General features: G+C 55.6%; 22 protein-coding genes and 1 pseudogene. All 23 read left to right on the top strand.

Annotated features, from left to right (window positions below; translation table 11 throughout):
- The coding region (locus JRJ26_12255) for a transcription termination/antitermination factor NusG (protein MBW2058257.1) at window positions 1-179 on the top strand (179 nt) is incomplete at its 5' end.
- A gap of 237 nt (window positions 180-416) precedes the next feature.
- Entirely contained in the window at window positions 417-2,210 is a 1,794-nt protein-coding gene (locus tag JRJ26_12250; GenBank protein MBW2058256.1) for a hypothetical protein, read from the top strand.
- Between the two features lie 51 nt (window positions 2,211-2,261).
- Complete coding sequence (locus tag JRJ26_12245) at window positions 2,262-3,137, top strand: ABC transporter permease (GenBank protein MBW2058255.1); 876 nt, start codon at window positions 2,262-2,264, stop codon at window positions 3,135-3,137.
- Window positions 3,138-3,259: 122 nt separating this feature from the next.
- Window positions 3,260-3,904: pseudogene (locus tag JRJ26_12240) on the top strand (ABC transporter ATP-binding protein).
- 540 nt (window positions 3,905-4,444) lie between these two features.
- A complete protein-coding gene (locus JRJ26_12235) occupies window positions 4,445-5,746 on the top strand; it encodes a polysaccharide pyruvyl transferase family protein (protein MBW2058254.1) in 1,302 nt (433 codons plus the stop codon).
- Window positions 5,747-5,832: 86 nt separating this feature from the next.
- On the top strand, window positions 5,833-6,861 hold the full coding sequence (locus JRJ26_12230; GenBank protein MBW2058253.1) for a hypothetical protein: 1,029 nt from the start codon (window positions 5,833-5,835) through the stop codon (window positions 6,859-6,861).
- Window positions 6,842-8,008: a phosphotransferase gene (locus JRJ26_12225; protein ID MBW2058252.1), complete on the top strand. Its 1,167-nt coding sequence runs from the start codon at window positions 6,842-6,844 to the stop codon at window positions 8,006-8,008. The genes JRJ26_12230 and JRJ26_12225 overlap by 20 nt, the downstream gene beginning before the upstream one ends.
- Window positions 8,005-8,655: an acylneuraminate cytidylyltransferase family protein gene (locus JRJ26_12220; protein ID MBW2058251.1), complete on the top strand. Its 651-nt coding sequence runs from the start codon at window positions 8,005-8,007 to the stop codon at window positions 8,653-8,655. The genes JRJ26_12225 and JRJ26_12220 overlap by 4 nt, the downstream gene beginning before the upstream one ends.
- 2 nt (window positions 8,656-8,657) lie before the next feature.
- Window positions 8,658-9,386, top strand: a complete 729-nt coding sequence (locus tag JRJ26_12215) for an SDR family oxidoreductase (GenBank protein MBW2058250.1) — start codon at window positions 8,658-8,660, stop codon at window positions 9,384-9,386.
- Window positions 9,383-10,159 carry an SDR family oxidoreductase gene (locus tag JRJ26_12210; GenBank protein MBW2058249.1) on the top strand — a complete coding sequence of 259 codons (777 nt, stop codon included), beginning with the start codon at window positions 9,383-9,385 and terminating at the stop codon, window positions 10,157-10,159. The genes JRJ26_12215 and JRJ26_12210 overlap by 4 nt, the downstream gene beginning before the upstream one ends.
- Before the next feature lie 42 nt (window positions 10,160-10,201).
- The gene (locus JRJ26_12205; GenBank protein ID MBW2058248.1) at window positions 10,202-11,071 is read left to right on the top strand and encodes an N-acetylneuraminate synthase family protein; all 870 of its coding nucleotides are present in this window, start codon (window positions 10,202-10,204) and stop codon (window positions 11,069-11,071) included.
- A gap of 191 nt (window positions 11,072-11,262) precedes the next feature.
- On the top strand, window positions 11,263-12,060 hold the full coding sequence (locus tag JRJ26_12200; GenBank protein MBW2058247.1) for a hypothetical protein: 798 nt from the start codon (window positions 11,263-11,265) through the stop codon (window positions 12,058-12,060).
- Between the two features lie 9 nt (window positions 12,061-12,069).
- Window positions 12,070-13,989 carry an asparagine synthase (glutamine-hydrolyzing) gene (gene asnB / locus JRJ26_12195; protein MBW2058246.1) on the top strand — a complete coding sequence of 640 codons (1,920 nt, stop codon included), beginning with the start codon at window positions 12,070-12,072 and terminating at the stop codon, window positions 13,987-13,989.
- A complete protein-coding gene (locus JRJ26_12190) occupies window positions 13,962-15,020 on the top strand; it encodes a glycosyltransferase (GenBank protein MBW2058245.1) in 1,059 nt (352 codons plus the stop codon). The genes asnB and JRJ26_12190 overlap by 28 nt, the downstream gene beginning before the upstream one ends.
- A 58-nt stretch (window positions 15,021-15,078) precedes the next feature.
- On the top strand, window positions 15,079-16,281 hold the full coding sequence (locus tag JRJ26_12185; GenBank protein MBW2058244.1) for a glycosyltransferase family 4 protein: 1,203 nt from the start codon (window positions 15,079-15,081) through the stop codon (window positions 16,279-16,281).
- Window positions 16,282-16,316: 35 nt separating this feature from the next.
- On the top strand, window positions 16,317-17,453 hold the full coding sequence (locus JRJ26_12180; protein MBW2058243.1) for a GNAT family N-acetyltransferase: 1,137 nt from the start codon (window positions 16,317-16,319) through the stop codon (window positions 17,451-17,453).
- 66 nt (window positions 17,454-17,519) lie between these two features.
- The gene (locus tag JRJ26_12175; protein MBW2058242.1) at window positions 17,520-19,043 is read left to right on the top strand and encodes a B12-binding domain-containing radical SAM protein; all 1,524 of its coding nucleotides are present in this window, start codon (window positions 17,520-17,522) and stop codon (window positions 19,041-19,043) included.
- 29 nt (window positions 19,044-19,072) lie between these two features.
- Window positions 19,073-20,086, top strand: coding sequence for a hypothetical protein (locus JRJ26_12170; protein MBW2058241.1), 1,014 nt, complete (start codon window positions 19,073-19,075; stop codon window positions 20,084-20,086).
- Window positions 20,083-21,306 (top strand): glycosyltransferase, encoded by a 1,224-nt coding sequence (locus JRJ26_12165; protein MBW2058240.1) that lies wholly within the window; start codon window positions 20,083-20,085, stop codon window positions 21,304-21,306. Before JRJ26_12170 ends, JRJ26_12165 begins: the two co-directional genes overlap by 4 nt.
- The gene (locus JRJ26_12160; protein MBW2058239.1) at window positions 21,290-22,744 is read left to right on the top strand and encodes a DUF362 domain-containing protein; all 1,455 of its coding nucleotides are present in this window, start codon (window positions 21,290-21,292) and stop codon (window positions 22,742-22,744) included. The genes JRJ26_12165 and JRJ26_12160 overlap by 17 nt, the downstream gene beginning before the upstream one ends.
- 102 nt (window positions 22,745-22,846) lie before the next feature.
- Complete coding sequence (locus tag JRJ26_12155) at window positions 22,847-23,950, top strand: hypothetical protein (protein ID MBW2058238.1); 1,104 nt, start codon at window positions 22,847-22,849, stop codon at window positions 23,948-23,950.
- The gene (locus JRJ26_12150; protein ID MBW2058237.1) at window positions 23,934-24,488 is read left to right on the top strand and encodes a methyltransferase domain-containing protein; all 555 of its coding nucleotides are present in this window, start codon (window positions 23,934-23,936) and stop codon (window positions 24,486-24,488) included. The genes JRJ26_12155 and JRJ26_12150 overlap by 17 nt, the downstream gene beginning before the upstream one ends.
- A gap of 104 nt (window positions 24,489-24,592) precedes the next feature.
- Window positions 24,593-25,720 carry a glycosyltransferase family 4 protein gene (locus JRJ26_12145; protein ID MBW2058236.1) on the top strand — a complete coding sequence of 376 codons (1,128 nt, stop codon included), beginning with the start codon at window positions 24,593-24,595 and terminating at the stop codon, window positions 25,718-25,720.
- Window positions 25,721-25,761: the final 41 nt, after the last annotated feature.

Below are 25,761 nucleotides of genomic sequence, written 5' to 3'. Positions count from 1 at the left end.
CCTATGAGCTGAAACCGGCAGATCCTGTGAGGATTCGGATCGGGCCCTTGAGGGACCTTATCGGGATTTTTGAGCGGTGGCTTCCCAGGGAGGGGAGAATCAGGATCCTTCTCAATCTGCTTGGTTACCAGACAGGCGTCGAGCTCGACTATCTGCAAGTGGAAAGGATCTGGAACTGACGGCTCTTGCTTTGGTGCAGGCGGCCCGTAGCCTCTAGCCCGTTGCACTTGAACGGACGGACAAACCCCATCTCCTCAGTGGACCGGATGGACGACCCCATACGGAAGGGCGGTAGCCTGCCCTGGGGGCTTTGACCCCGAATTCGAAGCAGCCCGGAGATCCGCTTCGAGAAATTAGCTGTTATATCGAATCCGGAGAGCACACGATGAAGCTTTTTGCCACGATTCCGGTTTGCAATGAAGCCGGCATTAGCGCATACCTTGAAGTTTCCTCCAATAATTAGTCTGGTCAAGAATAGGCCCACGCATCACAACGGTGATGATAGAATCTATTTATACACCGCGATTGTCCTGCTCTTCCTATATCTTTCTCCGAAAATCCTTTTTGGAGAGAATAGCCATGTAATAATACATGATAATCTAGATTGGATCGTAGCTCCCTACAAGTTGCTTGGGGAAAAATACGCGAGATTGGACTTCAAGCTGGAAATTGAGAGTTTCATGATGGGCACCTCTCGGTTTCCTATGCAGAGTGTCTTGAACCCAATCATATGGTTGTATGCGTTTTTCAAACCTTTTGTGGCCTACGTTCTCAATGAAATCATTATCCGTGTTTTTGCCCTTTTCGGGATGTACATATTACTTCGGAAACACATAATACATGATAGAAATAGTGACCTAATTGCAGCTGGTGTTTCATTTTGTTTCTCCATTTTACCATATTACCCATTGTTCGGTTTGACAATAGCAGGACAACCGAGTCTGGTACATGCGTTTTGGAATATCCGGGATGGCAGAGACAAGGCACTTGACTGCATAACCATAGTAATCTTCGCATTCTACTCGTCTCTTGTATTTTCAGGAGTTTTCATTTTGTTCGGTTTGACGATAGTTCTATTGTTAGACTGGTTTAGTAAGCGGAATTTCAATCGACAGTTTTTTGCTGGGATATTGCTCCTATTTTTGCTGTATGTAATATCTGAATACGGCATCATCTCTACTTTCTTAGATTCATCATTCATCTCCCATCGTTCCCTGCGTGACGGAACTTGGGGAAGCAAAACGTTTTTTCAGTCGGCCGTGCAGATATTAGGAAATGCTGTAAACGGACATTATAACGCGGCCAGTCTACATAAATGGATTCTGTTCTTGGCAGTCCCACTGGCGTTCGTTACGTCTGGGACAATGAAATCGAACACACGGCCGTTGTTTGTCCTGTTGACCATTTCCTTCATGATCTCTGGATTTTTCGGATTGTGGTTTTGGCGGGGTCTAGTGCCAGTAAAGAACAGCATTCCCATACTCAAAATCTATGGCTTCTATCGGTTCATCTTTCTCCATCCCTTATTGTGGTATCTGATATTTGCGCTATGCCTGGTTTCGATGTCCGGCCTTGACGGGATATATTCCCACCTCGGAAGAAACCTCATTTACTTTTTGATAATCTTTCAGGCAATATTCATCATAAGCCATAATAGAGAGCTAGTGCTGGACATGAAAAGTGCCTATCTCCTTGTGAGAGGGAAAAAGGATAATTCAATCACTTATAGAAAATTCTTCTCGGAGGGGCTGTTCCGGGATGTGATGGATTACATCGACGAGCCACCTGATGAGTATCGTGTGATTTGTGTTGGTCTCCATCCGGCTGTTGCGCAGTACAATGGATTCTATACATTGGATGGTTATAGTTCGTATTATTCGGCAGAATACCACGAGAGGTTCAGGAGGTTAATAGTCCAAGAATTGAAGAGGAACGGCATATGGAAGAAGTACTATGACAACAGAGGGAGCAGATGCTATGTGACGTCATGGGAATTCAGTCATCCGTTCAACCTCCATGATTATACAAAGTACAAGAATAGGTCGATCAAGGACTTGAATCTCAATTATGATGTTTTTAGGAAGCTTGGAGGAAGATACATCTTGTCCTGCGTCAAAATAGTCAATTTGAAAAGGAATCCAATACGTTTGCTCAAGACTTTTGAGTCGTGGGAATCTCCATGGCGAATCTTCCTCTATCGAATCATGTGAAGGTTGGATTTGTATCAGGATGGTCTTTTTCGGTATTGCCGCGACCTGGACATGGACCATTTCAAGACACGGGAAGACAAATCGGTTGAGGTTCGCATCACCAAAATAAGACCCTCAAAGGGATGGGTCTCTCTCGGCCTGAAGGAACTCTGGGAGTACAGGGAACTCCTCTATTTCCTGATCTGGCGCGACGTAAAGGTCCGTTACAAGCAGACCGTGCTCGGGGCGGCGTGGGCCGTCATCCAGCCATTTTTCACCATGGTGGTTTTCACCATATTCTTCGGCCGCATGGCAAAGATCGGGTCCGACGGGTTACCCTATCCCATTTTTTCCTACACAGGACTCCTCCCGTGGTTGTTCTTCGCCCATGGGCTGAACCAGTGCTCCAACAGCCTGGTCGGTTCATCGAATCTGATCAAGAAGGTCTTTTTCCCCCGTCTCGTGATCCCCGTCTCTGCGGTTCTTTCCGGGGTGGTCGACTCTGTAATCGCTTTCAGTGTGCTTCTCGGGATGATGGCCTGGTATGGGATCTGGCCCACTCCGGCCGCCGTCCTGCTCCCCCTGCTCCTCCTTCTCGCCTTTGCCACCGCTCTTGGCACTGGCATGTGGCTCTCTGCGCTGAACGTTCAGTTTCGTGATATCAGGTACGTGGTCCCCTTCTTTGTCCAGTTATGGCTCTTTGCAACCCCTGTGATCTACCCGATGAGCCGGGTTCTCGCCCTTATCGAAAAACACGGGCTGCCCGGGTGGCTGCTCGGTCTCAATCCCATGGTCGGCGTGGTGGGCGGATTCAGATGGGCTCTTCTGGGTACGGAGACTCCACTCGGGTCGATCATCATTGCATCGAGTCTCGTGGCCCTGAGCCTTCTGACCGGTGGCGCCTTCTACTTCCGACGGATGGAGAAGACCTTTGCAGACGTAGTGTGAAAGGAAGATGGTTGAAAACTCGGGGAAAGACCAATAACCTCGCCATTCGCGTGGAGAACCTTTCAAAAAGATACCAGATCGGCGGCCCCAGGGAGCGGTATCGGACCTTTCGCGACACGCTTATGAATGCCGCGGCTTCTCCCTTTCTCAACGTGTGGAACCTTCTGCGGGGTGCGCATACCCCTCCGGGCACAGGACCCAGAGAAACGATCTGGGCTTTGAAAGATGTGTCATTGGAGGTCAAAAGGGGAGAGGTTGTAGGTATAATCGGCAGTAACGGAGCAGGCAAAACCACACTGCTCAAAGTCCTCTCCCGCATCACGGAACCGACCAGGGGGTGCGCCGATATCTACGGACGGGTAGGATCGTTGCTGGAAGTCGGTACGGGGTTCCATCCGGAATTGACAGGCAGAGAGAATATCTACCTCAACGGGGCGATCCTGGGGATGAAGAAGGCCGTAATCGACCGCAGGTTTGACGAAATCGTGGCCTTTGCAGAGGTTGAGAAGTTTATCGATACCCCGGTGAAACACTATTCCAGCGGCATGTATGTCCGTCTGGCCTTTGCCGTAGCTGCCCACCTGGAGCCTGAGATCCTGCTGGTGGACGAGGTATTGGCAGTGGGCGATGCCTCTTTCCAGAACAAGTGTCTAGGAAAGATGGAGCAAGTGGGGGGAGAAGGCCGTACGGTCTTCTTCGTCAGCCATAACCTGAGCGCTATTCACAGGTTGTGTCACCGTGCCATCCTGTTGGAAGGGGGGAAAGTGGTTTCTGACGGGGCAACAGAGTCAGTCGTGGGCAGATATCTCATGAGAAACACCGAGTACAAGGGCTCTTTCAAGAAAGAACCCGCTGAATCCGGGAAGAACCAGATCCTGGAGGTCGTCGTGAAGACGAGAAACGGCCGGGTGATCAGTTCCGATTTTGACGGGTCGCGGCCTTTCGACTTGTTGATAGGGATAAACATCTCGAAAGTAATGCCGGACGCCTACCTGACTGCCTCGGTGAGGGATGCCTTCGGCACTCTGATCCTGATTTCCGATCTCCGGGACAGCGTCGGCCAGGGCCTGCCCAAGGGTCGCTCGAGCTACCTTGTTGAGTTTCCGGCCAGGCTGTTTGCGCCGGGGGAGTATCTGTTTACCGTGGCGATCTATTCACCAACATACGGGCAGATCGATATAGCGGCCAATGTCGTAAAGATCAGTATTCGCGACTTCACCTCTGAAAGAGGAGAAAAGCGACTCGGCTATTTCGGTGCACGACTCCCCTGGTCAAGACTGCAGCCTAGCAAGAGCTAGAAGAGCGGAATGAGGGTTTTCTTTGTCGGTGACAATTCGGACAACCCCAATTGGGGGTGTCGGTCAACGAGTCTTGCCCTACGTAGAATGGTGGAGGAGTCGGGGGGAGAGATAGCCCATACCTTGTTTTGGAGCCGCATGGGGAAAAGGGATCGTTACGTGCCGGGGAAGGTTCCCCGGCTTATTGAGCATCTTCTTGGAGCCGCCGTCGATTCTATTCCCAGGGCAAGGGGCACGGTCAAGCTCATCGCTCGGAGGGCCTTCGGCTCAACGTGGGATCGGATCTCCGGCGCACACGATACGGTGCCCCGCTCCTTTGCAGAATTCGAACCCTTCGCCGAAAAGGTGATCAAGGATGAGATCTTTCAACCGGAGCGCCGGGCACTGGAGGAGTGTGACCTGGTTGTCATAAACGGTGAGGGAAGCATTTACGACACCCAACGAACGGGTCGGATGAATCTCTTTATCGCATATCTTGCAAAACGCCACTTCGGCAAGCCCTGTATCCTCGTGAACCACACGGCAGACATCGGCAATGAATGCATGGCCGAAATGGTATCGCGTGTCTACCCCCTTTTGGATGATATCGTATTCAGGGAGCATCTTTCCGCCGAGAAATGTTCGGCTTTTGTCAGAGGAGATAACTCCACCCTTGGAGCGGATGCGGCCTTTACTTACAGGCCGGCAAAGAACCCTGCCTGGTCATGTGTTGCCGCGCGGGAAGGTTATTTCAGCGTGTGGCCGGATTCAGCCTCCGGATTCAACCCCCTGGAGCCATACGTATGTGTGGGGGGTAGCTCCATCTACCTCCGCCCGGATCGACCCCAGTACGATCCTGTTCCAGGCTTCATAGCCCTTTGCGAGATGCTGCAGAAAAAGGTCGGCCAAGTCCTGCTTACCGCTCCCTGTACGACGGACGAAAAGATCTTTCGTCCCATATCCAGGGAGTTGCACCTCCCTCTTATAGGGCTCGCCACTCCCACACAACAGGCCGTCGACATTCTGGGCCACGCACGTGCCTACGTGAGTGGGAGATGGCATCCCAGCATCTTCGCCTTGACCGGGGGAACCCCCATTGTCACTCTCACGGCCAACACCTTCAAGACAGACGCACTCAACAGGCAGGCAGGCCTCGAGGGGCAGACCTTCGACGCCCTGAAACTGCATGAAGAGATAGAGCCGATCGTTGAGCTCACGCGAACCTATGTCACACAGGGGGAAGCTCTCCGAAGGAGGCTCCGTAACCGGGTAAGGAGCCTGTCGAAGCTCGCCTGGAGGAACGTCAGGTACCTGAGAGACAGCATGACGTGACCCTTGTGGGCGGGGCTCCGGGATTCCTGCACCGTGAGGTTTGGCGTGAGGAGCCGGCATAGCAGGATCCCCACGCCGGAGGTGTCGTGAAGGCTCGCCTGAGTGTACTGGGTCTCAGATCTGGGATGGCCAGAGGAATAAAGACCGTACTAGGGATCCCATGGTTGAACCGGGCCGTCTCCCGTATTATCGCTACCAGCGGTCTTCTTGAGGAGTACAGGAATCATTTGCTTTCGACTCACCATGATCCGGTTCGTAGAAGCTTACTTGATCGGCTCCTCTATCCAGGTGTTTTGAGATATTGGCTGGCCGAGAAGTACTACCCGGAAAGGGACCCGATGGTTCGCGAGAGGATGAAATCGATCCTGATAGAACCCGGCAGTCGATCGTGGGCTTCAACATACGACAGGCAACCCTTCAACCTGGGATGTCCCTTGACAGCTGAGCTGACACTGGGCGAAGCCGTGCCCCTTTACCTCAGGCTGAGAACCCGTATCGAAGAGTACACGGGCAAACTGGACAGGCAGGAAAAAGAGGGGAGCAAAAAGGGTGCGGCGAGAAAAGATCCCTTGATCATTCAAATCGGAGTCGGCTCGGGCCGGGAGCTAGCGTGGTTTGCACGACAATTTCCTGGCATAACGTGCATCGGGACAGACGCCTTCTTCGGTGCGGTGAGTTACGCCGGAAGCAGGTACAGACTTCCCAACCTCGAGTTTCGCCTTCTTCCCCTTGAAAGGGCTTCCGAACTGCTGGAGGACCAGAGAGAGGGGCGACTGTTTCTCTACACATCGGGTCTCTTCCATTTTGTGCAGCCCGAATCCGTAGATGGTTTTCTCGCCTATGTATCCACCTTCCCGGAACTGGAGCTATTCGTATCAGAACCTGTGTCACTTCCGAGATTGGAGGAAGAGGCTTTCCCTGAGAACTCGATGCCGCGGGCAAAACCTCTTTCCTGGACCCATAACTATCCTCGCCTTGTCAGGAGAAACCATTTGACCATCCACGAACTCATCCTCACGAACCATCCCTATGATGACAGACCGGGAGAATTCGGGAGCGTCAATTGTTTCATCCACGCCACACCGGCGGGAGCCTGTGAGAGTATCGACGAGTAGATCCGGAACTTCGAGGGGCTACAGATACGTCAGGATACGGGGGTGGTATTTCTCTCTGCAGCGGAACCCCACAGTGCTCGGTGCCCTTCTCTACTGGAGAGGAAAGCCCTTTGGTTTTCACAGGGCAGGCCTGGGTGTCAGGCCGAGTTTGCAGAGAATTGCTTTTGTCACGGGAAAACTCCTCTATCACCGGTTTAACCCTCCACGCGGTGAGGTGCTGCTTGACCTGCCCGTCCACGGACATCTCTGCTGCGAAGTCCACAGGGGGTACAAGGTATTTGACCTCGCCAGGGGAGTTGTCACGAAGGTCTTCTCGCCGGAGGTCACCCCTGAGGTTGTCCGGCAAGAAATAGAGCGGGCAAGAATCGCTGGCAGGTTCTGTTTTGCCCCATCCCTTCTTCGGTGCCAGCCCGAGGAAAGCTGGTACGAAGAGGAGTACGTGAACGGTTATCATCTTGATGGTTCCAGCTGGAGTGGTTTTCTAAGGGCACTGGAAGAAGATCTCCTCCCCGTTCTGACGGCCATGATAGTTGGCTCTGAGCCACGTCCTGTCGATCTGTCAGGCTATTGCGGCCAAAGGATGGATCTTCTCCGTCATGAGGAGAGCAGACTGCACGCAGAAGGGCTCGAACCTTCCGAGATCGCCCAAGTCAGAGGCTTTATCGAGGAAGCGGCCAGGGAGGTTTGCGCCATGGGAGGCAGGACAGTCCCTCTGGTCTTCTCTCATGGTGATTTTTCTCCAAAACACGTACTCATCACGAACCGCGGCCACATGGTTGTGGACTGGGAGACTTTCGGGTACAGGAGCGTGCTTTTCGATCTCTATAACGCGTTTTTCCAACAGATCTGGCTTGGACGTGAGGTTCCGGGCATATCCCGTGAAATGAAGAGAGCCATACTCGGTTTGGAATCCACAATTGCCACAAGCGCTCCGTCTATTGCACGGCATCTCACCCCCCTTTCTTCCTCGGCCCGGCTCTATCGGTTGCTCTACTACATCGAAAGGGTGAGCAGAATCCTGGAGTCTCGCGAGCCCTCCCATGAGACATTGGACACCATTTTGAGATGGATCGAGGCTTTCAAACGATACGAAGGGATCGAACCGGGCGAGGGGTCGGCTATGAGAGGCAACGGGGCTGAGCCGTGACTTTCCACGGGAGAGATTCTCGGAAGATAGTCTCCATCATTCCCGCACGGGGGAAGAGCAAGGGGATTCCGAGAAAGAACCTGGTTCTGCTGAGGGGGAGGCCTCTGATCTACTATGCCATCAAGGCCTCCCTCGATTCCCAGGTGGAGCAGACCTGGGTCAGTTCAGAAGACGACGAGATTCTCCGTATCGCAGAGGATCTGGGGGCAAGAGCGCTCAAGAGGCCGGAGGAACTGTCAACCGATACTGCCTCGAGTGACGCCGTCTTGCTCCACTTTGCAGAAAGGGTTTGGTTCGATGTGCTCGTGTTTCTACAGGCCACCTCCCCTTTGACGACCGGCGAAGACATTGACAGGGGGATTTCAATGCTGGATGAGTACGACTCGGTCATCGCGGTTTCCCGACTTACCCAGTTTGTATGGACCGACGGTCGACCCAATTACGACATACAGGACCGGAAGAGGAGGCAGGAGTGGAAGAGTACCTTCCTTGAGACGGGGGGCTTCTTCATAACCACGAGGGACAACCTCTTGAGATACAGAAACCGGATCGGGGGGAGGATAGGGTTCTGTGTGGTACCGAAGATACGGTCTTTTGATATCGATTCATACGAGGATCTGGAAATCGTGGAAAGACTGATGGCCTGACTATGCACGGGGTATTGCAAAATAGGAACTGTTTCCTCACGGGTGCCACAGGCGGACTGGGACGGTGCATCGCTCTGCAGATGGCCGGCGAGTCTTGCAATCTCTTTCTCACCTCCAGGAGCACCAGCAGGCTCAAGGCCCTCAAGAGGGAGTTGGAATCCGCCGGAGGGGGGGAAAAGGTGGGGATCGGTCTTGCTTCAGGAGACCTCAACCGCATCGAAGATGTCGAGAGGATCATCAGAAGTGCAAAAAACCGGTTTGACCACATCGACATTCTGATAAACTGCGCGGGTGTCTTCCCCGTGAAAAGCCTGTTCAGATCGAGGCTGAGTGATTTCGACACCTGTTTCAACGTCAATGTCAGAGCCCCCTTTCTCTTCTCGAAGGCCTTTTCTCCTGGGATGGCAAGGAGGGGATGGGGGAGGATAGTCAACATAGGCTCTTCCTCCGCCTATCAGGGTTTCGGTGAAACCGGAATCTACTGCGCCTCGAAGCACGCACTCCTCGGCCTTTCGAGATCCCTCCATGAGGAGCTCAAGGGGGAGAATGTAAGGACTTTCTGCATCTCTCCTGGTTCCATAAAGACCGAGATGGGAAGAAAGGTGAGAGGGCAGAGCTATGATTCCTTCATCGATCCCCGGGAGGTCGCCCGATTCGTCGCCTTTGTCATCTCCTTTGACGGGGAGATGATTTCCCAAGAGATCAGGTTGAACAGGATGAAGACCCGATGACCTACCTGGAATCGCTGTTTTCCCTGGAAGGAAAGAAAGCCGTGGTCACGGGTGCCGCCAGGGGCAATGGGAAGGCGATTGCAGCGGCCCTTCTGGGGGCGGGTGCCGAGGTTGTCCTGGTCGACATTCTCGGGAGGGAACTGGAAAGGACGACCCGCTTCTTCCGGGCAGAGGGGCTTCGAGCCGTAATGTACCGATGCGACGTAGGGGACCGGACCCAGGTGCAGGAACTTGTCGAATTCCTGAGGAGAGGGCCCGGCCGGGTTGATGTTCTGGTCAACAACGCCGGGGTGACCTTCAGCCACCCCCTCTTCGATTACCCGGATGAGTTTTGGGAGAGGACGTATGCGGTCAATCTGAGAGCCCCCTTTGAACTTTCCAGGGAAATAGGCAAGTTGATGAAAAGGAACAGATCAGGTGTCATTATCAATATTACGAGTCTCAATGCGGAGCTCGCCTTCCCGGACAATCCAGCCTACGTCTCCTTCAAGGGGGCTCTGCGCCAGTTGTCAAAATCCCTTGCCCTCGATCTGGGCAGGTACGGGATCAGGGTCAACAGCGTAGGACCGGGATATTTCAGGACCCACATGACCAGGAAGAGCTGGGGTGATCCGTCCCTTAACAGGACGATCAGAGAAAAGACCGCCCTCCGTCGATGGGGGAGACCGGAAGATCTGGCGGGTATCACCATACTCCTGGCGTCGGACGCCTCTTCCTACATAACGGGCCAGGACATTTACGTCGACGGAGGTTGGCTTGCCAAAGGTCTGTAGAGTCAAGACCTGGACGGAGCGGCCGGATGGAGGAGAGTGGTAATGGCAGAGAGGGTGAGGATAGGAGACCGGTTGGTCGGTGATGGTGAGCCCTGTTTTGTGGTGGCCGAGATCGGCATAAACCACAACGGAGACCTGGACACCGCGAGAAAGCTGATCTCGGCGGCCGTGCTGGCCGGTTGTGACGCGGTCAAGTTTCAGAAGCGCACGGTAGAGGTGGTCTACACACCGGAGGAGCTGGCCAGGCCGAGAGAAAACCCCTTTGGAGAGACCAACGGAGACCTCAAGCGCGGACTGGAACTGGGCTGGGATGAGTACGGGGCGATCGACGATTTCTGCAGGCTCAACCGGATCATGTGGTATGCTTCGTGCTGGGACGAAGAATCTGTCGATTTTATCGCCCGATTCGACCCTCCCTGCTTCAAGATAGCCTCTGCCTGCCTGTCCGACGACGACCTGCTCCGCCATCACCGGCTCTATGGAAAACCGATCATCCTCTCCACGGGTATGAGCACATTGGAACAGATCGACCATGCGGTTGAGATCCTCGGCACCGGGGATCTGATCCTGATGCACTGCACCTCCACCTATCCGGCCAAACCAGAGGAGCTCAACCTGAAGGCCATCCAGACACTCAAGGAGCATTACGGCGTTCCTGTGGGATATTCAGGCCACGAAGTCGGCCTCCCGACTTCCCTGGCCGCTTCCGCGCTGGGGGCGTGCATGATCGAAAGGCACATAACCCTGGACAGGGCAATGTGGGGAAGCGACCAGGCCGCTTCGGTGGAGCCTCACGGGTTGGCCCGGCTGGTGCGCGAGATCCGTGCCATCGAGGCCGCCATGGGAGACGGGGTGAAACGGATCTTTGAGAGCGAACTGCCCGTCATGAGGAAGCTCCGCAGGGTGGGGTAGCCAATGCCCGGAGTCCGGAGTTTCCTCACTTCTCGATCAGAGATTGCCGCGGGCTATCGGCTTTGGAGTTGTTTTTCTCTTTGACATGAGGACATTCCTGTCCTATCCCTTGGCTCCCGACTCCGCGTGGTGACCCTCTCAGTATCCGCCGCGTGATGAGGCAGGCATAGGGCCCGGCCACTTTCAGGACATTGGGCGAGATATTCGTTATAGGCAGCGGAGCTTCTCTGAACAGGATTACAGAGGACGAAGCGTACTACGTCAACGGCGCCGAGGCGGTTATCTCCTTCAACATGTACCTCATATTCTGGAAAAGAGTGGGCATCGTGCCCACGCACCACATCATGCTCGACTACGTCCACAATCGTTTTGTATACGAGATGGTCTTTGATACCTGCAGGAAGAACGGATTCTGGAGAACTCGATTCCTGCTGCACAGATACTGGGAAGGCCGGATCTACACAGATCCCGCGGTATTTTACTGGAGGAAAGTGAAGAGAGCCCTTCGAGGAAGAGGGCCGACCGATATGGTGGTGGTGGACAGCAGATTGGAGATCGGCTATCTCGATATAGGCCCCTGGGACAGACTCGAGTACCTCTGGGGCAGGGGGCTGGACGAGCGGCTGTTCCACTTCCGTGGAACCCTCACCACGGCGATAAACGTGGCCCATGTTCTGGATCCCCATGCCACAATCAAGCTCCTGGGAGTCGATCTCAACACCCCGGACTATTTCTTCCAAGACCAGATGCCCAGACTCATAAGACTCAAGAGGAAGGAGGGTTCTTCAGACCTGGATTGGGAGTACAACCTCAGGGCCGGCCGGCACGGCACGGTGCTTCCCTACGGGGAGCTCCCGCCCATGACGGCCGCTTTTCCCTTTATCAGGCAGCAGGTGGAAGCGACGGGGGGCAGGATCTTCTGTTGCAACAAGGAGAGCCTCCTCGTGGAGGAAGGCCATCTCTCCTACGGCCCTGTGATCGGAGATTGAAGGAACACGATGTGTGGAATTGCCGGAATACTGTCCAGTGACGGACCTGTTGACAGGCAGGCCCTCCGGCGCATGACAGAGGCTCTCCGCCACCGGGGTCCTGACGATGACCGTGTCGTCATCATGGAGGACCGCGTCGGTTTCGGTCATGCCCGTCTCTCGATCATCGATTTGGCCGGAGGCAGACAGCCCATGGCATCGCATGACCGGAGATTCTGGATAACCTATAACGGCGAGATATACAACTACCGGAGCCTGCGGGCTCGGCTCCGGGAAATGGGCTGCTCTTTCCGCACGGATTCCGACACGGAGGTCGTGCTGGAGGCCTTTCGCACCTATGGTTCCCGATCCGTGCACGAGCTCGACGGGATGTATGCCTTCGCCATCTGGGACAGCCGGGAGCAACTCCTCTTTGCCGCCCGTGATCCCTTTGGCAAGAAGCCCTTCTATCATGTAGAGTCCCCGGACGGGACCTGGTTTTTCGCCTCGGAGATCAAAGCCCTTCTTGCCTCCCAATCGATCCGGGGGGTGGTGGATTACGGGGCCCTCGACGACTATCTGAGGCTCTCCTACATTCCACCCCACCGGACGATCTACAGAAACATCTCGGTCCTGCCTCCCGGCCATCATCTTACTCGACAACGGGGGAGATCGATTCTGGAAAGGTACTGGACACCGGAATTCGGCTGTCCGGGCGGGCCCGATGCCCCTGAACCCGAGATGGTTGAAAGGCTCCGGATTCTTGTCACAGAGGCGGTCAAGAAACGGACGCTCGCCTCCGACGTACCTGTGGGGGCTTTTCTCAGCGGGGGACTGGATTCATCGACGGTCGTTGCCCTTATGAGCCGGCTGTCAGAAAGGCCCGTGAAGACCTTCACAGTGGGGTTCGGCAAATGGGTAAACGAGCTCCCCCTTGCAAATGCTGTGGCCCGTCGATACGGGACCGAGCACCATGGGATCCAGCTCGATGTGGATGCGGCCGACCTGCTCGTCGAAATGGGGAGGACCTATGATGAACCCTTTGGCGATTCGTCGAGTATCCCCACCTTCCTGATCTCGAGATTCGCGGGGCAGGAAGTGAAGGTGGTCCTGACAGGGGACGGGGGGGACGAGCTCTTCGGGGGATACACCTGGTGGTACGGCCCCTTGATCATGGCCGAGAGGGTCGACCGATCCGTGAGGGCGGAATCCCGGAGAAGGATGAGGCTGAGACTTTCGAGAAACCTCAAGAGAATTCCGGCTCTGGGTGGTTTTTTCGAGGCCGCGTACAGGCGCCTGCTGAGGGAATCATCGGCTGCCCGGCTGGCCCGGGATTTTCAGGACCCCTGGGATCGCCATCTGGCCCAGATGACTCACTTCGGCCAAGAGGAGCGGGCTTCCCTGTGGAGGTACGGTGACAAGAGGTCTCCCACCGATTTCGAGATGTGGCGTCCCCAGGCGGGTGAGGGAATCGACAGGGCCTTGTATCTCGACGCCTGCCTTTATCTTCCAGGTGACATTCTCCGCAAAGTCGACCGTGCTGCCATGGCGAACTCCCTCGAGGTTCGGGCCCCTCTGCTCGACAGGAGGCTTGCGGAGTTCGCCTTCTCCCTGCCACACACGGTGAAGTTTAACAACGGAACGAGCAAGTACCTCTTCCGAAAAGCCTTTTCCCACCTTCTCCCGGAATCTCTCTTGCACCAGCCCAAGCTGGGATTCGGAGGACCTGTTGCGCAATGGCTGAGAAGTGACAGGGTCCGGCAACTCAGCCACGATCTGATCAATTCCCCTGGTGCCCCCCTCTGGGGCGTACTCAAAAGGGATGCCCTGCTCAGGCATTTCGACCGGTTCTACAAGGAGGGGATAAGGTCCGAAGCCTACCGGGTGTGGGGGCTCCTGTGCCTGCTTGTGTGGGAAAGGGAGTGGAGTGGCCACCAGCAGTGGACGTGACAAGGACGAGAGTCACGGTTCTCATGTCGGTCTACAACGGGGAACGGTTTCTCTGCCCGGCGGTGGAGAGTATCCTGAACCAGAGTTTCGGGGATTTCCACTTTCTCATAATAGACGACGGCTCTACAGACAGCACGCAAGAGATCCTCAAGTCCTATGCAGACCCCAGGATCGAGGTGATAAGAAACCCGTCGAACCTCGGCCTCACCATATCGCTCAACCGTGGGCTCAACCGTGCAAGGGGCGAGTATGTGGCGAGGATGGACGGGGACGACCTATCCATGCCCAGGCGCCTCGCCTGCCAGGTGGAGTTCCTCGACGAGAACCCGGAAGTCGTCATCGCCGGGTCGTACTATATCAAGATAGATACCATTGGCAGGAAGGTCTCGGAGATCATGATCCCCCAGGGGGGAGACCGTATTGTGGCACAGCTCCTTTTTGAAAACCCCTTCTGCCATGGATCCCTCATGTTCAGGACCGATGCGGTCCTCGGCATGGGAGGGTATGACGAGTCCATTCCCTACGGGCAGGACTACAACCTCCTGGTCAGGGCCGCTCGAATCGGCGAGCTCGGGGTCGTCCCCCGCTTCCTCTACCAGCTCCGGCTGGTTCCTGAGGGGATTTCCACACTCAGGCATCGGGAGCAGTTGGATGGCGTTCTGCGGTATTCGTCGGACTTCCTGAGGCTCTGTCTTGACGACCCATCGGGCGAAGAAGTCGACGCCTTTGCCCGTTTTCAACAGGCCCGTCTGACCAAGGATTGGTCCCTTATCCGTTCGGGAGACATGTCCAGGATCAGGCCGGTCTTCTCTTTTATCTCCAAGACCTCCTTTGGCCGCCGGTACTGGCGAAAGCACCTGTTTTCCTGGGCCGTCCACCTGCTCAGGCACAGCAGGACCAGCTCGCTGGAGCTTTTTTCCGTTCTTCTCAGGGAATTTTGCGGGATCTGTGAGCCCAGACAACTCCTCCGCTATGCTTACCACTACGCCAAGGCATGTCTTGCCCATTCCGGTGTCACAGGAAACGGCTAGGGACCTGAAGGCTGCATGGACGGCTTCGGATCGCCGGGATCCTGAATCGAGGGGTGGGTTGTTCGACAAGAGGATAGCCTTTGTGACAAAGAGCCCTTTTGGGCCTGCCACGACGACCATAGGGGGAGTGGGGTCGATCATCCGGTCGGTTGCCACAGAGTCCAAGCGTCTCGGTGCCCGTCCGATGGTGATCGTAGACCAATACGTAAAGGATGCACCTTCCGCCAAGCGGTGGGTTCGGGACGGCATTCCCGTCTATCGATTTCCCCTTCTCAGGAGTATTCCAAGGAGCGCCCATCTTTTCGGAAAGACACGCCGCCGCCAGTTGGCCGCCTGGATGGGCCTCCCCCGGGTCTTGAAATGGATTCGTCCGGATCTAATATACTTCAATGTCTCGGGGGATGGCAGGCTCAGGTTCGCCTACGAGATCAAGCGCCGCTTGGGCTCGAAGATCGTCGGCGCCTCTCACGGCCTGGGCGGGCTGGTCCTCCACAGGGGAGAGAGGTTCAGGGCCAAGGATCTCCATCCATTCTGGATTGAGTCTGTGGAAGCCGTGGATGCCTGGGTTCCCTGCGGGCCCAACGACGAGAGGGGACTGCTCTCATGGGGCATACCGGAGGAGAAGGTGGTGCCCGTATACAACGGCGTCTTTGTCCCGGACGAGCTCCAGCCCCTCGATAAACCCATCCGCCAGGCGGGGAGACTCAGGGTCGTTTTTGCAGGGCGGCTCATAGAGGAGAAGGGGATCCTCGAGCTTGCCGACGCCATGGTCGAGGTCGCCGGACTCCTCCCGGACTTTGATCTCCATCTTTGCCTGGCAGGGGCATTCACGGCCGGGATGGACCGTATCGTGGAGGCAAGGCTCACCAGAGGCGGATGCCGGCTCGACTGGGAGATTCCGGGGGAGGTGCCCCCTGAGGAGGTGGAAAGGCTTCTCTTGTCGTCTGACATCTTCTGCCATCCTTCAAGAGGACCGGAAGGGCTTCCCCTGTCGGTCCTGGAGGCTGGCGCCTACGGGTGCCCCCTGGTCCTTTCGGATATTCCCGCACACCGGAGCGTGTTTGAGGCGGGTGTCCACGCCTTGTTCCACAGGGCGGGCGATGCCTCGGAACTCGCACTTTCCATTGCGCGCCTCGCCACGGACGAAGAGCTCCGCCTGAGGCTGAGGGCCAATGCCCACGGACTCGTCAAGAGGCGGTACAACAGGGAGAAGATGTTGAGACGGTACATGAAGCTCTTCGATGAGCTTCTTTCGTGCTGATCCCTGTTTGCGGGCGCGGCGAGCCCGGCTGATCCATGAAGATACACGAGGTGAGACGTCTCGACGAGGTTTCCGGATTCAGATCCGAATGGGAAGAGATCCTATCCGACCGGGGAGGTGCGAACGTACACTACCTCTATGACTGGATATACCTTCTTTACAAACACATGGGAGACGAAGAGCGCAACAGGCTCTACGTTGTCGAGGACGGCAACAAGGTGATGGGATTCGTTCCCCTGATTCTGACTACCTGGAAAACAGGAGGTCTCCTTCCCCTGAGACAGCTCTCATTCATCGGGGTGGGTAACGGAGTGACCGACTTCTGTGATTTTGTCATAAGAAGAGGCGCAGAGGAGATCATAGAGTATTTTTTCCGTTATATGAGGGAAGAAAACAAGAAGGCATGGCATCTTCTTCACTTCAAATACCTTACCGAGGGTAGTTCGAACCTGACCGAGATTCGGAGGGTCCTGAAAAGAGATTCGATCGACCATGAAGAGACCATTGCATCAAGGATCCTCTACATCGATCTCGAAGCTTACGGAACCTGGGAATCCTATTACCAGAGCCTGGGGAGAAATCTGAGAAGGGATCTGAGAAAGAGATGGAACAGGATCCATGCCTATCACGACTACAGGTACGAAAGAAACGGCCGTCTCTCATCCGGCGAACTTCTCGAGACCATGGGTAGACTCTACACCGGGCGGCAGAGGCAGATGGGAAGGGAAAGCCCCTTCGAGGATCCTGTCACACTGGGATTTCTCAGGGAGATGATCGACCTCTTCAGGAAAAAGGGCATCCTCGATTTCTCGCTTGTCTACCTTGAGGGGAAGCCCGTTTCCTACACACTCGGCTTTGTGTACAACAACATTTATTACCACTGGAGCATCGGCTTCGACACGGGGTATTCGCATCTCTCTCCTAACAAGGCCCACCACGGGATTCTCATCAGGGACTGCTTCGAAGAGGGGATCTCCGAGTTCAATTTCATGCGGGGGGACTCGGAGTACAAGTTCAAGTGGACCAAGACGTATAGAACGAGCTACCAGATAAGGGTGCCCAACGCCTTTTCGTCTTACGGTAAGCTTGTCAACGGCCTGAGAAGAATCAGGGCAAGGCGGGCATCGGTTAGATGCTCACCCCACGATGCGGTTTCTTCTCCTCCTCCATGAAAGTGTGTTTGTGAGGGCAAAAGAACGTCCCCGAGTCCGGGGGATCTGAACCTCCCGAGGCATGGCATGAGGATTCTCTTTGTCTTTCTCTATAGCGGTGTACCCCAGTTTCCCATCGGCATCGGGTCCATCTCTTCGGTACTCAGGCAGGGCGGCCATGAGACGGGGTTGTGCCCGGTCGAATGGAGCCAATCTTCGGAAACAGTAGCCGACAGAGTGGATGCCTGGCAGCCTGAACTAATTGGGTTCACCTCCATGTCGTCCATGTTCAACCGGATAAGGGAGATTTCCCTTTTGCTGAGGCGGAGGTTCCCCGGCCTTTTTCAGGTCTGCGGAGGAATACATCCCACTGTTGTGCCCGGGTGTATCGAGGAGGCGCCATTCGACGCCATATGCCAGGGTGAAGGGGAGTACGGCCTCCTCGAGCTGGCAGACAGGCTGTCGCGATCAGAGGACTACAGGGACGTGGAGGGATTTTGGTTCAGACAGGGGGGAGAAACCATCGAGAACCGGGTGAGACCCCTCATCCAGGATCTGGACCGGCTCCCCATTGCTGACCACGATATCTACCAGTCCTGCGAGATTCCCGGAAGGATCGAGGGACAGGGGGAATTCATGTTCTGCCGGGGCTGCCCTTTCGACTGCACCTATTGTTCGAACCATGCGTTGAGGAGTATCTACCCGGGCCAGAACTACGTGCGGTACCCGAGCGTGGAGAAGGCCGTGGAAGAACTGGTGTGGGTGAAGAAGAGGTACCGAATCCGCCATGTGGTGATTCACGACGACGTTTTTACCCTCAACAGGAAGTGGTTCCATGACTTCTGTGAAGAATACAGGAGAAGAGTCGACCTTCCCTTTTTCTGTTGTATCCGTCCGGGTACCTGCACGGGGGAGATGTTCAGGGCACTGAAGGATGCCAACTGTCAACGGGTATCGATAGGTGTCGAATCCGGCAATCCGTTCATAAGGGAGAAGATCCTCAACCGCAGAATCAGCGATGAGGAGATGGTCGAGACCTTCCGCCTCGCCCGTGAGGCCGGTCTTGAGACCTCCTCTTTCATCATGTTGGGCCTCCCCCATGAGACAAGGAAGGCCCTTGTCGATACGGTGAGACTCACCGCGAGATTGGGGGCTCAGAACAAGACCCAGCGTTACATATTCCACCCCTACCCGGGGACGAGACTCGAAAGGCTCTGCCGCGAACAGGGATGGGAACCCGTTGGGTCGCCGGGTTCGGGCGAGAGGCGCGAGGCGGTCCTGAACCTCCCGTCCATTTCCCGCCGCGATATACAGGCCTACTACGACTATTTCAATACCCTTGTGAAGGTGGAAAGGCTCGCCCTGGCAAAAGGGGAAAAGAGTATCGCCCGGCTCGTGGCAAGGCTCTTCATCCTGCCCAGGCTCTTCTTTTTGATAAGGGCCTACTACCGTGCACACAAGGCACGAACGTATGGATTGCTCGGGACTCTCCGCCGGATCCGCGGGCGGCTGCTTACCACCGGGAGGCCTGCGGCCGTAAAACCGGTGAGACACGGCCCGGAGAGGATCCGACAGGATATCCCTGGTTGTCCGATTCAGAGAATCCGATGAGGCACCGGAGAAACCCTGGGACAGGGCCGTTGGAAACACAGCCGCAGACGGTCTTTGTCTGTGTGACCGTAGATACGGAGTGCGACAGGGATGCCTACTGGGGAGTACGCCGCCCCATCCGGTTCAGGGGTGTGTACGAGGGGATCACAGAGACCCTTCAACCGGTCTTTGACGATTTCGGCGTGCGACCGACCTACCTTCTGAGCCCGGAGGTCATTTTAGACCCCAGGTCTGTTCAGAGCCTCAGGAATCTGGGAGACAGGGTCGAGCTGGGTACCCACCTCCACGGGGAATTCATCGAGCCTGAAGCTCAAATGGATGCTGAAGTAACGTTACAGATGCAGAGTTCACTCCCTCTGACAGGGGAGAAAGAGAAGATCGAGAATCTCACCGGGCTCTTCGAGAAGACCTTCGGCTACCGGCCCTTGTCCTTCCGGGCCGGTAGATTCGGCTTGAGCAGGCATACCCTCTCGATTCTCGAGGAACTGGGCTACAGGGTGGACACAAGCGTCGTCCCCCTCCACGGAGAGGCAGACCCTGGTGGATCCGTGTCCTTTCTTTCTGCCCCGTTCAAGGCATATTTTCCCTCCTCAGATGATTTTTGCAGACCAGGGGGTCTCTCGGTCCTCGAGCTCCCTGTTACTGCTGGCATGTCTATCTGGAGCGAGATACCTTCCGCCTTGAGGCCGTGTGTCATGAAAAGCAGGATCCTGCGGTCGTTGCTGTGCAGGATGGTCGGCAGGAGAAGGTGTGTGCCGGTCTGGCTGCGCCCTACGAGGCGAAGTGCAGAGGAGATGATGAATCTCTCCACGTGGTGGGTGGAGAGAAACCCGAAGGAAAGGGCTGTCATCTTGGTCATGATGTTTCACAATATCGAGGCTGTTCCCGGATGCAGCCCCTACGTGCACACGGAGGGGGACGCAAGGGAGTTCATCGGTTCCCTCAGGACATACCTAGGCCGTGCACTGGAGAGAAACTGGCGATTCGCAACACTCTCAGAGGCAGCTTCCTACCACAGAGAGAGGGGAGCGGTCGATCGATGAAGAGGAGGATAATCCACCTGATCGACAACGGCCGGATGGGCGGGAGAGAGAAGCAGCTCTACCTGGTTGTGCGGTGGCAGTCGGGTAAGCCTTGGAACGAGGTTTCGGTGCTGTTTCAAAGACCATACGGAGAGGCTTTCGAGTGGATAAGGGGGCTCCCAGGGGTGAAGGTATGGGAACTACCCAAAGAGGGGGACCTCAGCCCGGCAAGCATGTGGACGTGCCTCGGCCTGGTGCGCAGGTCTGATCTGGTCTTCCTCCACAGTCCGAGGGCCGTCTTTATGGTCCCCCTTCTTCTTGTCAGAAAACCCCTGGCCTACCGGCTTTCGGGAATGCAGATAGGTCCTCCGTCTTTTTTCAGATTCCTTCAAAAGCACCGGTCCGGAAAGCGTAAGGGCCGCCGGACCGGACCACTTCCACACTCGACGGGTCGGCCGAGAATCCGGCCGGGAGGTCTCTGGTCGAGGAGAATAGGGCGTGTTGTTCGATGGCTTCTCTTTCTATGGGTAGTGAGGCGGAGGGCCGATCTTGTCCTGGTCAATTCGCTTTTCTTGAAAGATCTGGCAACGAGGGAGTACGGTGTTCCCGATTGCAGGATGCGCCTTGTGAGGGGCTTTATCGATCCGGCCTTCGAAAGGAAGCGCATGGACTCTGCCCGGCCGTACCGGAAGGTAGATCGACCCTTCACCGTAAGCTTTGTCGGGAGGTTGGATCCGAGGAAGCGCATAGACCGCCTTATCGACGCTCTTCCGCCACTGTTCCAGCAGGGACTTTGCTTGCGTGTTCTCGTGGCGGGCGACGGTGACGCCGGACTGAAGGAAGATCTGGTAAGGCGGACCCGCATCCTCGGACTCGACGGGCTGGTCGAGTTCCTGGGGGCGGTGGAGAATCCATACACGGTTTTGAAGGTGACCGATCTCTTTGTTCTCCCCTCTGACAACGAGGCCTTCTCGAATGCCGTGCTGGAGGCGATGTTTGCAGATGTTCCGGTCGTGCTCTTCAGAAATGGATGCGGAAACGCCGAGGTTCTTCGCCATGGAAAAGACGCCTTCTTCGTCTCCACGGTGGAAGAGTTGAGCGCACTTATCGGGAGACTCGCAGGTGAAAGGGACACCTGTCTCAAGGTGGGCCGCGGTGGAAGACGAGCTCTTTACAGGCAACGGCTCACCCCGGACAGCCAGATGGAGCAATTGGAGAGGGTTGTTGAAGAACTCGCATGACAGCCGGGTGTTCATTGTTGGGGGCATTACATACCCTCCGAGGCTGCCATTTTCCGCCTCGCGGGCTTATCCGGAGGCTCCGTACAATGAAGCAACTCCCGAGAGTCCGAATCCTGTCTATGGAGGCCTGAGGTCGCTCTTCTACCGGGCCGGCTTGGACAGCACTCATTTTGATACCCCCTGTTGGAATCCTCTCGGGGAGTTCATCAGGCCAGGTGACAAGGTCCTCATCAAGCCGAATTTCGTCAAACACCGGTATCTCCCCGAGGTTGATATCGAATGTCTCGTTACACATCCCTCTCTGATCCGTGCCGTTCTCGATTACGTGGTGATCGCTCTAAAGGGGAAGGGGAGAATCACCGTCGGTGACGCCCCGGTTCAATCCGCGGATTTCGGTAGCCTCGTTGAAGAGAACGGGACCGCCGAGGTGGTACGCCACGTCTCGCAGTCGTCTGGGATGGAGGTCGGGTTGAGGGACTTTCGGGCCGCGGAGAGAGAAATGCTTGGGAATCTCCCCGTGGGCCTCAAAAAGAGAGAGGTGGAGCGGACAGCGGTCAGTCTGGACGAGAGGAGCGCACACTTTGATCTCAAGGGGATGGGCCGTTTTTGTGTGACAGACTATCCCCCTTCGACTCTCCAGGAGCATCACAACACCAAAAGACACGAGTATCTCATTGCAGGGGAGATCCTCGCGGCGGACGTGGTCATCAACATTCCAAAGCTCAAGTCCCACCGGAAGGCCGGCATGACCTGCTGCCTGAAGAATGCGATGGGTATCAACGTCTCAAAGGACTGGCTTCCCCATCACAGGAGAGGGTCGATTCTAAGCGGGGGAGACGAATACCTCTATCCCAGCCTGTTCAAAGCCCTGCGCAGCTCCCTGCTCGCTCTGCGGGAGACCTCTTCAAACCTTACCGCCAAGAGACTGTGGCAGGGTCTGGCAAGGATGGCAAAAAGGATGGATCGGTTCAACCCTGGCAGAAGGGATCCCTTTACCGAGGGGAGTTGGTACGGCAATGACACCCTCTGGCGCACGATCCTCGATATAAACAGGGTTCTCTTCTACGCCGACAAGGACGGGGTGATCCGGGACGAGCCGCAGCGGAGGATCATTTACGTAGTTGACGGGGTGACAATCGGGGAAGGAGAGGGGCCCCTCAACCCCACTCCAAGGCACCTCGGCGTCCTCATGCTCGGAAGGAATCCTGTAGCCGTCGATGCCTGTGCCTCGGGTCTTATCGGATTTGATCCTTGCAAGATCCCGGCAATCGACAAGGCCTTCTCCACGGGAGATCCACCTCTGGCTGGGTTTGGGAAAGAGGATATAGAGGCGATATTCGGGGAGAAGACGGTGCGGCCTTATCTGGATCTGCGCCAAATGGTCCTTACCCGAGCAAGGCCGCCTGATTCATGGGCGGGCCATATCGAGTTGAGATAAGGGCCGTATTGTCCCCCCGGGGATTCTCATGCGAACAGGGTGAGCTTACGGCCGAAACACGCAACGAGGAGGATTCTGTAAGGTCCTGTAAAGGGGTTTTGGGTGCTGATAGGCATACAGCCTGACAGAATGGGAGAGCAGTCCTATAGCGAGAAGTGGTCCGTCTTTCTCCAGGATTGTGGAGTCGATTTTGAGTTCATCGACCTCCTCGGGTTGGAGGACCTGTCACTATTGAGAAGGTACGACGGAATCATGTGGCGGTGGGATCTGTCCCATCCCTGGCGGCAGGTCGCTCCGAGGATTTTGGATGCGATAGAAAAGGAACTCAGGATACCGGTCTATCCTGATTACAATACCCGATGGCCCTGGGACGACAAGATCAAACAGCACTACCTCTTGGGGATTCACGGGATAAGGACGCCCAGGACCTGGATCTTCTGGCATAGAGAGGATGCCCGTAACTGGATCAGGGAGACGGAATTTCCCAAGATCTTCAAGTTGGCCGTGGGAGCCAGTTCGAGGAACGTGGTTCTTGTCAACGACAGGCGGGAGGCCTCTCGGCTGGTGGACAGGATGTTTTCGAGGGGCATATCGACCGCCGAGAGGCTCGATGAAGTAAAATCGGGGCGCATCCTCAGGCCCTTTGCCCGAAACGTCAGGGGCAGGCTCTTTGCCAGACACAGATACGAGGAGAGCAGGCGGAAGGCCATCATTGAGAAAAACTACGCTTACTTCCAGGAGTTTGTACCTGGAAATCCCTGGGATACGAGGGTCACGGTGATCGGAGATAGTGCCTTCGGGTTTAGGAGAATAAACAGACCAGGGGATTTTCGTGCTTCAGGGAGCGGCAGGATCGATTTCGACAGAACCAGAGTCGACCTGAGGATGGTGGAACATGCCTTCTCAATCAGCGAGAAGTTGAAGGTGGACTGCATGGCCTATGATTTTCTTAAGGACAAGAAAGGGGAGATTCTCCTTCTGGAGATGTGTTGGACCTTTGCGGACTCCGCTGTTCAGAAATGCCCGGGGCACTGGGACAGAAGCCTGGCCTGGCATCCGGGAAGCGCCTGGGCAGAGGAATTTCAGATCAAAGAGTTTCTGGCCAGGATAAGGTCGGGTTGCAGACCCGGGCCTCCTGGTCCACACACGTCAGGACAGGTGGAGCCTGGCAAGCCTATGGAAAAAAGAAATGGCATCGAGGCTTAACCTCGGTTGCGGGCTCGATATCCGGAAGGGTTTCATAAATGTCGACCGGTGTGTACTGGAAGGGGTAGACCTGGTGTGTGACCTGAACACGTTTCCCTATCCGTTCAGAGACGACACCTTTGACGAAATACGGGCCTATTCGATCATCGAGCACCTTCACGATACAATCGGAGTGGTGAACGAGTTGCACCGGATATTGAAGGACCGAGGTGTGCTCAGGATCCTGGTCCCGTACTGGAACAGCAGAAGCGCCTTTGGAGACGTGACGCACGTAAGGTATTTCGATTTTGAGAGTTTCGACTTTCTGGACGACAGGAAACCATCTGCAAGAAATAGAGGCTATTACTGCAGGGCTAGGTTCAGAATCGAGCAGATGGACTATCTCGTAAACCTCGGTTTTCTCGGCAGGGGCAAGACCCTCTATTTCCGCGGGTCCTTTTTCAGCGGTATTGTGAAGGAGTGCCTCAAGTATATTCCCAATACGATCCAAGGACTGTTTTTTGAGCTCCGATGCTTGAAATCAGGCAGCCTGCCCTAGCCTATGGATACCCGGAAGACCACGGAATTTACCAAACAGTGAGAAGAGGTAGTTTTGCCTTTGTCATCCACGGATTTCTGAAGGACCCTCGGGGAGGCCCCACCGTGGGCCCCCATGTCCAGACCTACCTCCTTGCAAGAGAGCTTCTGTCCAGAGGCTGGTCAGTCTCATACATCTCGCTGGGTGCTGACCGGGCATCGATCGAATACCGGTGTATCGACGGCATTGGTGTTCACTTCATCCCGAAGAAGTTTCGCCTGCTCCCGGCGAACAGCCTGTGGGAGGGGCTGGAAGTCCAAAAGATCTTGAGAAAGATCACACCTGATGTGGTCTACACTCGGGGGCGTTCGCTCCTGCCCTGGGCGGTTTCGAGATACGGGAGAGGAAACGGGGCCTTGAGCATCTGGAATGCTGCTAAGGACAGGGATTTCAACCGCTACGAATACCCCAGGACCAAGAGCCGTCACGGCGGACCGGTTCAAAGGTGGGCGAAATATCTCCTTTTTTCCTTCACCCATGTTCTTCTCTTCGAGCGGGGAGTCCGATCGACCGGCCTCTGTATATGCCAGAACAGGCTTCAGGAAGAGGTATTTCTCAAATCGTATTCGGGCAGAAAAGCAGAGCTTCTCGGTTCGATCGCGGACATACCGCAGGGCATCGCCCGGAAGGACGAAACTCCCAGGGTTCTCTGGGTGTCCGGCATCAAGGAAGAGAAACAGCCGGAAATGTTCGTAAGGCTCGCAGAAAAGTGCAGGGACGCGGAGATCCGATTCGACTGCATCGGAGACCCTCTGGACAGGAGGCTCGTGGCAGGGCTTGAGAACTGTTCCAGGATCCATGGTAACTTCCACTATCACGGGCATATCGATTACTTCGAGATCGAGAGGTTCTTTCAGAAGGCCCATGTCTTTGTAAACACATCGGTAAGCGAGGGGTTTCCCAATACCTATCTTCAGGCCTGGGCAAACGAGACCCCCGTCATCTCTCTCCAAGCCGATCCAAACCGCCTTCTCTCCGAGAGAAAGCTTGGAGTCCTTGCCGGATCTTTCGAAAGGCTCTGCCGGTCGGTATGTGAATTGCTGAAAGATCCCGAGAAGCGTAGAGAGATCGGGACGCGAGCTCGAGAGTATGTCGTTAGCCACCACTCCCCTGATCTCATCGTCGACCAACTGGAAGAGCATATAGCGTCTGCTCGGCGAGGGCGGGGCCCTACTCTGTGGTCCGACCGATAGGAGGGGGTTTTATGGCAGGTAATATGATGCGTGCTCTAAAG

This window comes from Deltaproteobacteria bacterium (genome assembly GCA_019308905.1).
Taxonomy (GTDB): Bacteria; Desulfobacterota; BSN033; order WVXP01; family WVXP01; genus JAFDHF01.
This window is presented reverse-complemented; position numbering and strand designations above follow the sequence as displayed.